The following is a 12,955-nucleotide window of genomic DNA, read 5'->3' as shown; positions in this document are numbered from 1 at the left end:
GGTGCGGTCGTGCGGGGCGCGCTCGCACAGCGCGGGGTGGTGGGCGGGGCGTGTCCGACGGCACTGCACGGTGGGGGCGCGCCGGGCACGGTGGGGGGCGCATCCGCCGGCTCGCCGTGGGATCAACGGCACGCCGGGGCGGGGGCCCTTCCACGGCTCGGCACGGGAGCAGGGCGGGGTGCGCCGGCACGCCCGCCGCGGCATCACGGGCGGCGGGGGCGCCTGCACCGGGCCTTCCCCCTGCCCGTCCGTTCTCCTTCCCGGGCCGGCGTTCCGCCCGCCCCGGCTCGCGTACGCCGGACGCGTCGGCCGTGTGCGGCACGTGCCCCGACCGCGGTACCTGTACGGCCGTGCCCGGACCGGGCGCGGCGCGCGGGGCTCAGCTCCTGGGTCGCGCCGTGTCGCGGAGGCGGTCCTCCGCCAGCCGGGCCGTTTCCGTGGGAGTGGCTCCCACCGCGACCCCCACGGCCTCCAGCGCCTTCTTCTTGGCCGCCGCCGTGCCTGACGAGCCCGAGACGATCGCTCCGGCGTGCCCCATCGTCTTGCCCTCAGGGGCCGTGAACCCCGCGATGTAGCCGACCACCGGCTTGGTGACGTGCTGGGCGATGTAGACGGCGGCCCGTTCCTCCGCGTCGCCGCCGATCTCTCCGATGAGGACGATCAGTTCCGTGTCCGGGTCCTGCTCGAAGGCCGCCAGGCAGTCGATGTGCGTCGTGCCGATCACGGGGTCACCGCCGATCCCCACCGCCGTGGAGAACCCCGTGTCGCGGAGTTCGTGCATCAACTGGTAGGTCAGCGTGCCGGACTTGGAGACGAGACCGATGCGGCCGGGCTTCGTCGCAATGTCGGCCGGGATGATGCCCGCGTTGGACTGTCCCGGGCTGATCACCCCGGGACAGTTGGGTCCCAGGATGCGGGTGCCGCGCTCCTTCGCGTAGGCGTGGAAGGCGACCGCGTCGTGGACGGGGATGCCCTCGGTGATGACCACGGCCAGGCCGATCCCGGCGTCGGCCGCTTCGACGACGGCGGCCCTGGCGAAGGGCGGGGGGACGAAGACGACCGTGACGTCGGCCCCGGTGGCCTCCATGCCGTCACGTACGGAACCGAAGACCGGAACCGTGCGGTCGTCGAGGTCCACGGTCCGGCCCGCCTTGCGCGGGTTGACACCGCCGACGATCTGGGTGCCCGCGGCGAGCATCCGGCGGGTGTGCTTCATGCCCTCGGCACCCGTCATGCCCTGGACGAGGACCTTGCTCTCCTTGCTGAGGAAGATAGCCATGATCAGTGCCCTCCCAGGGCCAGTCGGGCCGCCCGGTCCGCGGCGCCGTCCATGGTGGTGACCTGCTGGACCATCGGGTGCGCACGTTCGTCGAGGATCGCGCGGCCCCGCGCCGCGCTGTTGCCGTCGAGCCGGACCACCAGGGGTTTGGTGAGGTGCACGGAGTCCAGCGCCTGGACGATGCCGTCGGCGACGGCGTCGCAGGCGGTGATGCCGCCGAAGACGTTGACGAAGACGGACTTCACGGACGGGTCGGAGAGGATGACCGTGAGCCCGTCGGCCATGACGCGGGCCGAGGCGCCGCCCCCGATGTCGAGGAAGTTGGCGGGGCGCGCACCGCAGCCGGCGACGACGTCGAGGGTGGACATGACCAGCCCCGCGCCGTTGCCGATGATGCCGACCTCGCCGTCGAGCTTGACGTAGTTGAGCCCCTTGGCGGCGGCGGCCGCCTCCAACGGGTCGCCGTGCGGGTCCGCGGAGTCGGTGCCCCAACGGGACTGCCGGAAGGCCGCGTTGTCGTCAAGGGTGACCTTGCCGTCGAGGGCGAGTATCCGGCCGTCCGCCGTGCGCACCAGCGGGTTGACCTCGACGAGCAGGGCGTCCTCCTGGGTGAGGACCTGCCACAGCGCCTGGATGACGGGAGCGGCCTCCGGTGGCAGTGAGGCCGCCTCGGCGATGCGCGCCGCCACGGCCTCCGTGACGCCCTCGGCCGGGTCGACCGGGATGCGGGCCACCGCGTCGGGGCGGGTGGCGGCGACCTGCTCGATGTCCATGCCGCCCTCGGCGGAGGCGATGGCGAGGAAGGTCCCGGCAGCCCGGTCCAGGACGAAGCTCACGTAGAACTCCGCCTCGATGTCGACGGGTTGCGCGAGCATCACCTTCCGCACGAGGTGGCCCTTGATGTCCATGCCGAGTATCTGGCGTGCGGTGACGACGGCGGCCCCCGGGTCCGCCGCGACCTTCACCCCGCCGGCCTTGCCCCGGCCGCCGGTCTTCACCTGCGCCTTGACGACGACGCGGCCGCCGAGCCGCTCGGCGGCGTCGTGGGCTGCTGAGGCGTGGTCCACGACTTCGGCCTCCGGCACGGCGATGCCGTGGTCCGCGAAGAGTTGCCTTGCCTGGTGCTCGTACAGATCCATAGCCACTCCCGATCGTGCCGATTGTGAAAGTGCCGCACGCCCCCTGGACACCACCCACCGGATGCGGGATAACAATCTTCATACAGTATTCGTCGACTGTATGCAATGTACCGCGAGAGCGGCGAACGGCTCCCGCACCCCCCTACGAAGGGACAGGACATCGCCATGCCCGAGGACAGCCAGGACAGCCAGAACCTCATCTCCGGTGGGCACTTGGTCGCCAAGGCACTCAAGGCGGAGGGGGTGGAACGCATCTACACCCTCTGCGGCGGCCACATCATCGACATCTACGACGGCTGCGTCGACGAGGGCATCGAGGTCGTCGACGTGCGCCACGAGCAGGTCGCCGCCCACGCCGCCGACGGATACGCACGTATCACCGGCAAGCCGGGCTGTGCAGTCGTCACCGCGGGCCCCGGTACGACCGACGCCGTCACCGGCGTCGCCAACGCCTACCGCGCCGAGTCCCCCATGCTTCTGATCGGTGGTCAGGGAGCCCACACCCAGCACAAGATGGGATCTCTGCAGGACCTCCCGCACGTCGACATGATGACGCCCATCACGAAGTTCGCGGCCACCGTGCCGGACACGGCGCGCGCGGCGGACATGGTGTCGATGGCCTTCCGTGAGTGCTACCACGGCGCGCCGGGGCCGTCGTTCCTGGAGATCCCGCGCGATGTGCTCGACGCGAAGGTGCCGGTGAGCAAAGCACGTGTCCCCGAGGAGGGCCGTTACCGCGCGTCCACCCGGGCCGCGGGCGACCCGGCGGACATCGAGAAGCTCGCCGATCTGCTCGTCCACGCCGAGAAGCCGGCGATCCTCCTCGGCAGCCAGGTCTGGACGACGCGGGCGACGGACTCGGCCACCGAACTCGTCCGCACCCTCAACATCCCCGCGTACATGAACGGCGCGGGCCGCGGCACCCTGCCGCCGGGCGACCCGCACCACTTCCAGCTGTCGCGGCGCTACGCGTTCTCCAACGCCGACCTCATCGTGATCGTGGGGACTCCCTTCGACTTCCGGATGGGCTACGGCAAGCGGCTCTCACCGTCCGCCACGGTCGTCCAGATCGACCTGGACTACCGCACCGTGGGCAAGAACCGCGACGTCGACCTCGGGATCGTCGGTGACGCCTCGCTGGTGCTGAAGGCGGTCACGGAGTCGGCGAGCGGCCGGCTCAACGGTGGATCGGCCTCACGCAAGGCGTGGCTGGACGAGCTGCGGGCCGCCGAGCAGACGGCGATCGAGAAGCGGCTGCCGCAGCTGAAGTCGGACGCCTCCCCCATCCATCCGTACCGGCTGGTGAGCGAGATCAACGACTTCCTCACCGAGGACTCGATCTACATCGGGGACGGCGGCGACATCGTCACCTTCTCCGGCCAGGTCGTCCAGCCCCGCACACCCGGCCACTGGATGGACCCGGGACCGCTGGGCACGCTCGGCGTCGGGGTGCCGTTCGTGCTGGCCGCCAAGCAGGCCAGGCCCGACAAGGAGGTCGTGGCGCTGTTCGGCGACGGCGCGTTCTCGCTGACCGGGTGGGACTTCGAGACGCTGGTCCGCTACAACCTCCCCTTCGTCGGCATCGTCGGCAACAACTCGTCGATGAACCAGATCCGTTACGGCCAGAAGGCCAAGTACGGCGACGAGCGCGAGCGGATCGGCAACACCCTCGGCGACGTCCACTACGACAAGTTCGCCCAGATGCTCGGCGGTTACGGCGAAGAGGTACGCGACCCGGCGGACATCGCCCCCGCACTGCAGCGGGCCCGTGAGTCGGGGCTGCCCTCACTGATCAACGTCTGGGTCGACCCGGACGCGTACGCCCCCGGAACGATGAACCAGACCATGTACAAGTAGAGGAGCCGTCGGCATGACCAAAGCCCTTGAGGGCGTACGCGTCCTCGACATGACACACGTACAGTCCGGCCCCTCCGCCACCCAGCTGCTCGGCTGGCTCGGCGCGGACGTCGTCAAGCTGGAGGCGCCGGGCGGGGACATCACCCGCAAGCAGTTGCGTGATCTGCCGGACGTCGACTCCCTCTACTTCACGATGCTCAACTGCAACAAGCGGAGCATCACACTGAACACCAAGAGCGAACGCGGCAAGGAGATCCTCACCGAGCTGATCCGCCGCAGCGACGTCATGGTCGAGAACTTCGGACCGGGCGCCGTGGACCGCATGGGGTTCACCTGGGAACGCATCCAGGAGATCAACCCCCGGATCGTCTACGCCTCCATCAAGGGCTTCGGCGAAGGCCCGTACACCAACTTCAAGGCGTACGAGGTCGTCGCGCAGGCCATGGGCGGATCGATGTCCACCACCGGCTTCGAGGACGGCCCGCCGCTCGCGACCGGCGCGCAGATCGGCGACTCGGGCACCGGTATCCACGCGGTGGCCGGCATCCTCGCGGCGCTGTTCCAGCGCGAGAGCACGGGCCGGGGACAGCGGGTGAACGTGGCGATGCAGCACGCCGTGCTCAACCTCTGCCGGGTCAAGCTGCGCGACCAGCAGCGCCTGGCGCACGGGCCGCTCGCCGAGTACCCGAACGCCCAGGACACGGCCGAGGCCGACGAGGTGCCGCGCAGCGGCAACGCCAGCGGCGGCGGCCAGCCGGGGTGGGCGGTGAAGTGCGCGCCGGGCGGCCCGAACGACTACGTGTACGTCATCGTCCAGCCGGTCGGGTGGAAGCCCCTGTCCGCTCTGATCGGCCGTCCGGAGCTCGCGGAGGACCCCGAGTGGGCGACGCCGGAATCGCGGCTGCCGAAGCTCGGCAAGATGTTCCAGCTGATCGAGGAGTGGTCCGCCGGGCTCCCCAAGTGGGAGGTCCTGGAGCAGCTGAACGCGCACAACATCCCCTGCGGTCCGATCCTCTCGACGAAGGAGATCGTCGAGGACGAGTCCCTCGCCGCCAACGAGATGGTCGTCCAGGTCGAACACCCCGAGCGCGGCACCTTCACCACCGTCGGCAGCCCGTTGAAGCTGTCCGACTCCCCCGTCGACATCGTCACCTCCCCGCTGCTCGGTGAGCACAACGCGGAGGTGTACGTCGGCGAACTCGGTCTGGGCGACGAGGAACTGAGGCTGCTGAAGACGAACGGAGTCATCTGAGCATGGCCGGAACAGTCGAGACACAGGAGCGGGAACGCGTCAGGGCACTGCTCGACCGCGTCCGGGGCGAGGGGCGCAGCGCGCTCACGGCCCCGGAGGGGAAGATCGTCGCCGACGCGTACGGGATCACGGTGCCGGGCGAGGGCCTGGCCACCGACGTCGACGAGGCGGTGGCCCTCGCCGACCGCCTCGGCGGCGCCGTCGTCCTCAAGATCGTCTCCCCCGACATCCTTCACAAGACGGATGCGGGCGGCGTCGTGGTGGGGGTGTCGGGTGCGCAGGAGGTGCGCGAGGCCTTCTGCCGGATCGTGAAGAACGCGCGGGCCTACTCGGCCGATGCCCGGATCGACGGCGTGCAGGTGCAGCAGCTGGTGCCGCCCGGACAGGAGGTCATCGTCGGTGCGGTCACCGATCCGACCTTCGGCAAGGTGGTCGCGTTCGGACTCGGCGGTGTCCTGGTGGAGGTGCTCAAGGACATCACCTTCCGGCTGGCGCCGGTGACCGCGGACGAGGCGCAGTCCATGCTCGACTCGATCGGCGCCGCGGAGATCCTCAAGGGGGTGCGCGGGGCGCCGGCCGTGGACCGGTGGGCGCTGGCCGAGCAGATCCGGCGGGTCTCCCTGCTGGTCACGGACTTCCCCGAGATCGCGGAGGTGGACCTCAATCCGGTCATCGCCTCCCCGGACGGCGCCGTCGCCGCCGACATCCGGATCCTGCTGACCACCGAAGAGGTGAAGGCGAGGCGCCGGTACAGCCGGGAGGAGATCCTCGTCTCGATGCGCAAGCTGATGCAGCCGCGTTCCGTCGCGGTCATCGGCGCCTCGAACGAGCAGGGCAAGATAGGCAATTCGGTGATGCGGAACCTCATCGACGGGGGCTTCGCGGGCGAGATCCATCCGGTGAACCCCAAGGCCGATGACATTCTGGGCCGCAAGGCGTACAAGAGTGTCACCGACGTTCCCGGTGAGGTGGATGTGGCGGTCTTCGCGATCCCCGCCAAGTTCGTTGCATCGGCGCTCCAGGAGGTGGGCCGCAAAGGCATCCCCAACGCCGTGCTGATTCCGTCCGGCTTCGCCGAGACGGGTGAGCATGACCTCCAGGACGAGATCGTGGCGATCGCCGAGCAGCACGGAATCCGGCTGCTGGGGCCGAACATCTACGGCTACTACTCGACGTGGCAGGACCTCTGCGCCACCTTCTGCACGCCGTACGACGTCAAGGGTTCGGTGGCGCTGACCTCGCAGTCGGGCGGCATCGGCATGGCCATCCTGGGTTTCGCGCGGTCGACGAAGACGGGTGTCTCGGCGATCGTCGGGCTCGGCAACAAGTCGGACATCGACGAGGACGACCTGCTGACCTGGTTCGGCGAGGACCCGAACACGGAGTGCATCGCGATGCACCTGGAGGACCTCAAGGACGGCCGGGCCTTCGTGGAGGCCGCCCGGGCGACCGTGCCGAAGAAGCCGGTGGTGGTCCTCAAGGCGGGGCGGACGAGCGCAGGTGCGAAGGCGGCGGGGTCGCACACCGGGGCGCTGGCCGGGGACGACGCGGTGTACGACGACATCCTGCGGCAGGCGGGGGTGATCCGGGCGCCGGGCCTGAACGACATGCTGGAGTACGCGCGGGCCCTGCCCGTACTGCCGGCTCCCAAGGGCGACAACGTCGTGATCATCACGGGGGCCGGGGGTTCGGGGGTGCTCCTGTCGGACGCGATCGTCGACAACGGGCTGTCGCTGATGGAGATCCCGCCGGATCTCGACACGGCGTTCAAGGCGTTCATCCCGCCGTTCGGCGCGGCCGGCAACCCGATCGACATCACCGGCGGTGAGCCGCCGTCGACGTACGAGGCGACGATCCGGCTGGGGATGGAGGATCCGCGGATCCACGCCCTGGTCCTCGGTTACTGGCACACGATCGTCACTCCGCCGATGGTCTTCGCCGAGCTGACGGCCCGGGTGGTGGAGGAGTTCCGCGCCCGGGGCATCGAGAAGCCCGTGGTCGCGTCGCTGGCGGGCGACATCGAGGTCGAGGAGGCGTGCGCCTACCTGTTCGAGCGGGGTGTCGTCGCCTATCCGTACACCACGGAGCGGCCCGTCGCCGTGCTCGGCGCGAAGTACAGGTGGGCCAGGGCCGCCGGTCTCCTGGGTGGTGGCCGATGACCTGATGACGACGGCTCGAACCACGGGGTCCGCGGCATACCGCTCGGCTGCGGACCCCGGCGCGAAGTGAGAACGGGCAGGGGGCGCTGGCCAGACTTCTTCCACGCAAGGGGTTCGATCGACATGACGACTGCAAACCTCTCCACATCCGTCCCCTTCAGGGAGGTGACGGACGCCAACGGCCGTACCTACCGGCTCGGCGAGAGCGACATCGACATCCTGGGCCGCAAGCGCAAGTGGATGGTCATCCTGCCGTGGGTCGGCATGATGGGCATCAGCTCGGCCGAGTACGCCTTCGCGTCGGCGGAGGACACACTGCACCACGCGCACAACTGGAACAGCGGTCACATCTACTGGATGATGACGGTCTGGGTGTTCTTCCAGGCCGCGGTCGCGATGCCCGCGGGCAGGCTGCGGGAGACCGGCAGGCTGCCGGCCCGCTGGGCGATGATGCTCGGTGCCGCCGGCACCCTCCTCGGTTACCTGTCCCTGGCGTACGCGCCGCACGTGATCTTCGCCTACATCGGCTTCAGCGTCTTCTCCGGCATGGGCGCGGGCATGGTGTACGCCACCTGCGTCAACATGGTCGGCAAGTGGTACCCGGAGCGCAGGGGCGGTAAGACGGGTTTCGTCAACGGGGGGTTCGCCTACGGTTCCGTGCCGTTCGTGTTCCTCTTCACGGGCTTCATGGACATCAGCAACTTCCGGTGGGTCCTGGTCTCGGTCGGCGTCTTCCTCGCGGTGATGGTGGCCTGCGCGGGCTTCTTCTTCCGGGACCCGCCCAAGAACTGGTGGCCCGCGGAGATCGACCCGCTCAACCCGCCGGAGGACCCGCGGGCCAGGCGTTCGCTGGAGAAGAACCCGCCGGCCATCAAGCAGTACTCTCCGGGCGAGGCGTGGAGAACCGGTCGAGTGGCACTGATGTGGGTATGTCTCGCCTGTACGTCAGGTGTGAACATCTTCGGCATCGCCTTCCAGGTCGACATCGGTCAGGACGCCGGCTTCGCCGCCGGTATCGTCGCCACCGCCATGTCGCTCAAGGCGATCGTCAACGGCACCGGGCGCGGGGTCATCGGCTGGCTCTCCGACCTCTACGGCCGCAAGAAGTGCCTGCTCTACGTCTGCGTCATCCTGGGGCTCGCCCAGTTCGGCATCATCTGGTCGGCGGACATGGGGAGCCTCCCGCTGTTCCTGCTCTTCTCCGCGATCTCCGGCTTCGGCGGTGGCGCCATCTTCCCGATGTTCGCCGCGATGACCGCGGACTACTTCGGTGAGAACAACAACGCCACGAACTACGGCATGGTCTACAGCTCCAAGCTCGTCTCCGGACTCGGGGCGGGCATGGGCTTCATGGTCGTCGACGCCTGGGGGCTCAACGGCGCCTTCATCCTGGCCGGCAGCATCTCGTTCTTCGCGGGATTCCTCGCCCTGTTCCTCGCGGCACCCGGCCGCGACCGCAAGGGCAACCTGCTGAAGGCCCCGGCTCCGGCCCCGGTGAGCCGGGAGACGGACTGATCGGCACACCGACGGCACATACGTGTGGGGCCCGGTTCCAGGAACCGGGCCCCACACGTATGTGCTCTCGGATGTCAGTCGCCGCAGCGGCTCTCGCGCAGCGAGTGCAGGTGCTCACTGGACTTGCGGGCGAAGGCGAAGGACTCGACCGGGTTGTCGTGCTCGGTCTGCCAGTGGTGGTAGGTCCGGCCGCGGTGCGTGCGCGCGGTGACCCGGCTCAGGAAGTTCTTGTAGTCGATGTCGCCGTCACCGACGTCGGTCATGTCGTAGCCGTCGCGGGCGGCGTCGTTGCGGGTGCCGTCCTTGACGTGGAACAGGGGGTAGCGGTCGGGCTGCTTGAGTACGTAGTCGATGGGGTTGAAGGGCGCCGGTGTGCCGTCCACGCGCTTGCCGAAGCGGAACTGGGCGCAGAAGGCCCAGTAGATGTCCATCTCCAGGTAGACGAGGTCGGGGTCGGTCTCGGCGAGCAGGACGTCGTAGAGCCGTACGTTCGGCTTGTCGGTGGCGAAGGAGAACTCCTCCGCGTGGTTGTGCTGGTAGAACTTCATGCCGCGCTTGCGGGCGGCGGCGCCGTAGGTGTTGAAGTCCTCGGCGGCGCGCTTCCATCCGTCGACGGTGGAGCCGTAGCGGAAGGGTCCCGAGGCGGTGCCGATGTGCTTCAGGCCCAGGGCTTCGGCATCGTCGAGGACCTTGGTGAGGTTCTGGGCGAAGGTGTAGGCGCCGGGGTTGTTGTCGTCGGAGTAGCCGACGTGGCTTCCGATGGGGTTCAGCCCGTGGTCCTTGGCCAGCCTCTTGAGCTGGGCGAGGGTGATGGCCCCGGCAGATCCCTGGGTGTAACCGGCGAACTCGATCTCGTCGTAGCCGTACTCCTCGAGTTCGGCGAAGACGGGCGCGAAGCCGAGGGTGGAGACCTTGTCCCGCAGGCTGTACAGCTGGATGCCGAGGCGGCCGGGGGGCAGGACGGGCCGGCCCTTGCCGTGCCCGTGGCCATGTCCGTGTCCGGGGCCCTTGCCCTGCGCGCTCTGCGGGGTCGCCGCCTGCGCGGCGCCGCCGATGAGTGTGGCGGCGGCGGTCCCTGCGGCGACGCCCAGGACGTTGCGGCGGCTGAGTCTGCTCGCGAGTTCCGGGTCCTTCGGGGTGCGGCTCATGATCACGTGTCTCCCTGTGGATGTGCGGGCGGGCGGATTGTCAGTGCAGTCCGGCAAGCTGGAGGAGCAGGGACTTCACTTCGGTGGCCTGGACTCGGCCGTCGAAGGCTTGGGGGGTGGAGCAGAGGATGAGCGGACCTTCGTCGTCGCTCGCGGGGAGGCGGCCGTGGCTGCCGCGAATAGGTGAGGGGTCGAGGGGGACGACCGCCATGCGGTAGCGCATGCCGAGCTTCTTGCGGGCCACCGCCGAGACGGCCTTGACCCGGACGTAGGGGTCCTGGGGGTCCATGAAGAGTTCCACGGGGTCGTAGCCCGGTTTGCGGTGGATCTCGACGAGCTGCGCGAAGTCGGGCGCGCGCGCGTCGTCGAGCCAGTAGTAGTAAGTGAACCAGGAGTCCTTCTCCGCGACGGCCACCAGCTCGCCGGAGCGGGGGTGGTCCAGGTGGTTCGCCTTCTTGCCCTCGTCGTCGAGGAGTTCGGCGATACCGGGCAGGTCCGCGAGGGCCGCCTTCGTCGCTTCGAGGTCCTCCGGACTGCGCACGTAGACGTGGGCGAGCTGGTGGTCGGCGACGGCGAAGGCCCGCGAGGTCATCGGGTCGAGGTACTCCATGCCGTCCTGGGTGTGCACCTCCAGCAGGCCGGCCCTGCGCAGTGCCCGGTTGATGTCCACGGGGCGGTCGACCCTGGTGATGCCGTACTCGGAGAGCGCGACGACGGTGCGGCCCTGGGCCCTGGCGTCGTCGAGCAGGGGTGCCACGGCACGGTCGAGGTCGGCCGCCGCACGGTGGGAGCGCGGGTCGTCGGGGCCGTAGCGCTGGAGGTCGTAGTCGAGGTGCGGGAGGTAGCAGAGGGCCAGGTCGGGGGTGCGGGTGGCGAGGATGTGACGGGTGGCGTCGATGATCCACTGCGAGGAGACGAGGTCGGCGCCGGGGCCCCAGAAGTGGAAGAGCGGGAAGGTGCCCAGCTTCTCGGTCAGTTCGTCGTGCAGCGCCGGGGGCCTGGTGTAGCAGTCGGGCTCTTTGCGGCCGTCGGCGTAGTACACGGGCCGGGGTGTGACGGTCCAGTCGGTGTCGGCGCCCATCGCGTACCACCAGCAGATGTTGGCGACGGTGTACCCGGGGTACGCGCGCCGGGCAGCGTCCCAGAGCTTGTCGCCCTGGACGAGCCCGTTGTGCTGCCGCCACAGGAGGACGTCGCCGAGTTCCCGGAAGTACCAGCCGTTGGCGACGATGCCGTGCTCGGAGGGTGTCGTGCCCGTGAGGAAGGTGGACTGGGCGGCGCAGGTGACGGCCGGCAGCACGGTGGACAGGGGTGCCTTGGACCCGGCCATCGCCCGCAGGTTCGGCATGTGCGCGAGGAGCTGGGGGGTGAGGCCGACGACGTCGAGGACGAGCAGCGGGGTGGGGCGCGTACCGGTCTGTGGTGCGGTCATGGGAGCTCCTTCAGCCCGAGGTCGACGAGGAGGTCGCGGGCGAGGGTCAGTTCGGCGGCGATGCCGTCGGCCAGCTGGGTGCGGGTGCGCGGCCGCTGCTCGGCGGGGAGCGCCTGCCAGGTGTACGTCTCGACCTCGAGGTGCCGGGTGAGGGGCACCGCCCCGCCGACGAGCCGGGTCAGGACGGACTGCAGCACGGGCAGGGTGGACGTGAGCGGCGGCGCGGGGGGTGCGTGCAGGGGGACGTGGAAGTGCGAGCGCCAGGGCGTGCCGTCGGGGAGCGCCCCGCCGGAGACCGCCTCCTCCAGGTCGTCGGTGCCCCGGAGCCCGGCGGCGGTCGATGCGCGGGTCTGGTGCAGGAAGCGGGGTTCGGCGAAGGCGCCCAGAGCGGCTCGGACCTCGGGAAGGTGCGGGTGCTCCGCGTGCAGCGCGGCGGAGAGCTGCGCCTTGACCACGCGGATGCCGGCCGCCCCGAGGGCGTCGAGCGCGGTGTCCGGGTCCTCGAAGGAGGTCGCGAGGTGGCAGGTGTCGATGCAGATGCCGACGCGTTCGTGCCTCACGGCGGTCAGGGGCGCGATGGCGTCGGCGGTGGTCTCCACCGTGCAGCCCGGTTCGGGTTCGAGGCCGATCCCGATGGACTTGCCGGTCAGCTCGGCGAGCGCGTCGAGCCGCTGTGCGAGCACGGTGAGCGCCTTCCGGGCGGTTGCCGCGGCCGTCGGGTCGTCGTCGAAGGGGGTGCGCCAGGCGATCGGGAGGGTCGAGATGGTCCCGTCGGTGACGTCGTCGGGGAGCAGGGCGGCGAGCAGCCGCGCCAGGTCCGTGGTGTGCGCGAGGCGTTCGGGGTCGGTCCAGTCCGGGCTGTAGACCCGGTACTTGACTTCCTGGGCGCCGAAGCCCTCGTAGGGGAAGCCGTTGAGGGTGACCACTTCCAGGCCGCGCCGGTCGAGCTCCGCGCGCAGCGAGCGGAGAGCGGCGGGGTCGTTGATCAGGGCGCGCGCGGCGTCCCTGGCGAGCCAGAGCCCGATGCCGATGCGGTCGCGTCCGAGCCGTTTCCGTACGGGTTCGCAGTGGTCGCGCAGCTGGGCGCGCACTCCTTCGAGGGTTTCGGCGGGATGGACGTTCGTGCAGTAGGCGAGGTGGACGACGGAGCCGTCGGGGTGGCGGAAGCGCATGG

The 12,955-nt window shown here is 69.8% G+C and carries 9 protein-coding genes; 4 read left to right on the top strand and 5 right to left on the bottom strand.

From position 1 onward, the window contains the following. Nucleotides 1-379 precede the first annotated feature (379 nt). Together sucD and sucC are read right to left on the bottom strand one after the other, a co-directional pair. Nucleotides 380-1,279: a succinate--CoA ligase subunit alpha gene (gene sucD, locus OHT61_RS27310; protein WP_329041857.1), complete on the bottom strand. Its 900-nt coding sequence runs from the start codon at nucleotides 1,277-1,279 to the stop codon at nucleotides 380-382. Nucleotides 1,280-1,281: 2 nt separating this feature from the next. After that, nucleotides 1,282-2,418: an ADP-forming succinate--CoA ligase subunit beta gene (gene sucC, locus OHT61_RS27305; RefSeq protein ID WP_329041856.1), complete on the bottom strand. Its 1,137-nt coding sequence runs from the start codon at nucleotides 2,416-2,418 to the stop codon at nucleotides 1,282-1,284. Nucleotides 2,419-2,583: 165 nt separating this feature from the next. On the opposite strand from sucC, the gene OHT61_RS27300 reads away from it, so the two are divergent. From OHT61_RS27300 to OHT61_RS27285, 4 genes are all read left to right on the top strand, one after another. Continuing rightward, nucleotides 2,584-4,275, top strand: a complete 1,692-nt coding sequence (locus OHT61_RS27300) for a thiamine pyrophosphate-binding protein (protein WP_329041854.1) — start codon at nucleotides 2,584-2,586, stop codon at nucleotides 4,273-4,275. Between the two features lie 13 nt (nucleotides 4,276-4,288). Next, on the top strand, nucleotides 4,289-5,527 hold the full coding sequence (gene frc, locus OHT61_RS27295; protein WP_329041852.1) for a formyl-CoA transferase: 1,239 nt from the start codon (nucleotides 4,289-4,291) through the stop codon (nucleotides 5,525-5,527). A gap of 2 nt (nucleotides 5,528-5,529) precedes the next feature. Beyond that, nucleotides 5,530-7,686 (top strand): acetate--CoA ligase family protein, encoded by a 2,157-nt coding sequence (locus OHT61_RS27290; protein ID WP_329041850.1) that lies wholly within the window; start codon nucleotides 5,530-5,532, stop codon nucleotides 7,684-7,686. Nucleotides 7,687-7,809: 123 nt separating this feature from the next. Beyond that, entirely contained in the window at nucleotides 7,810-9,201 is a 1,392-nt protein-coding gene (locus OHT61_RS27285) for an OFA family MFS transporter (protein ID WP_329041849.1), read from the top strand. 74 nt (nucleotides 9,202-9,275) lie between these two features. Here the strand turns inward: OHT61_RS27285 and OHT61_RS27280 are convergent, their stop codons facing one another. The 3 genes from OHT61_RS27280 to eboE are packed head-to-tail and all read right to left on the bottom strand — an operon-like array spanning nucleotide 9,276 to nucleotide 12,953. After that, nucleotides 9,276-10,349 carry a sugar phosphate isomerase/epimerase family protein gene (locus OHT61_RS27280; protein WP_329041847.1) on the bottom strand — a complete coding sequence of 358 codons (1,074 nt, stop codon included), beginning with the start codon at nucleotides 10,347-10,349 and terminating at the stop codon, nucleotides 9,276-9,278. Nucleotides 10,350-10,389: 40 nt separating this feature from the next. Then, the gene (locus OHT61_RS27275; protein WP_329041846.1) at nucleotides 10,390-11,781 is read right to left on the bottom strand and encodes a nucleotide pyrophosphatase/phosphodiesterase family protein; all 1,392 of its coding nucleotides are present in this window, start codon (nucleotides 11,779-11,781) and stop codon (nucleotides 10,390-10,392) included. Next, on the bottom strand, nucleotides 11,778-12,953 hold the full coding sequence (eboE, locus tag OHT61_RS27270) for a metabolite traffic protein EboE (RefSeq protein WP_329041844.1): 1,176 nt from the start codon (nucleotides 12,951-12,953) through the stop codon (nucleotides 11,778-11,780). Before eboE ends, OHT61_RS27275 begins: the two co-directional genes overlap by 4 nt. Nucleotides 12,954-12,955 lie beyond the last annotated feature (2 nt).

It is taken from the genome of Streptomyces sp. NBC_00178, from assembly GCF_036206005.1.
GTDB lineage: Bacteria > Actinomycetota > Actinomycetes > Streptomycetales > Streptomycetaceae > Streptomyces.
The sequence above is the reverse complement of the archived record's forward strand: the minus strand, read 5'-3'. Positions and strand labels throughout refer to the sequence as shown.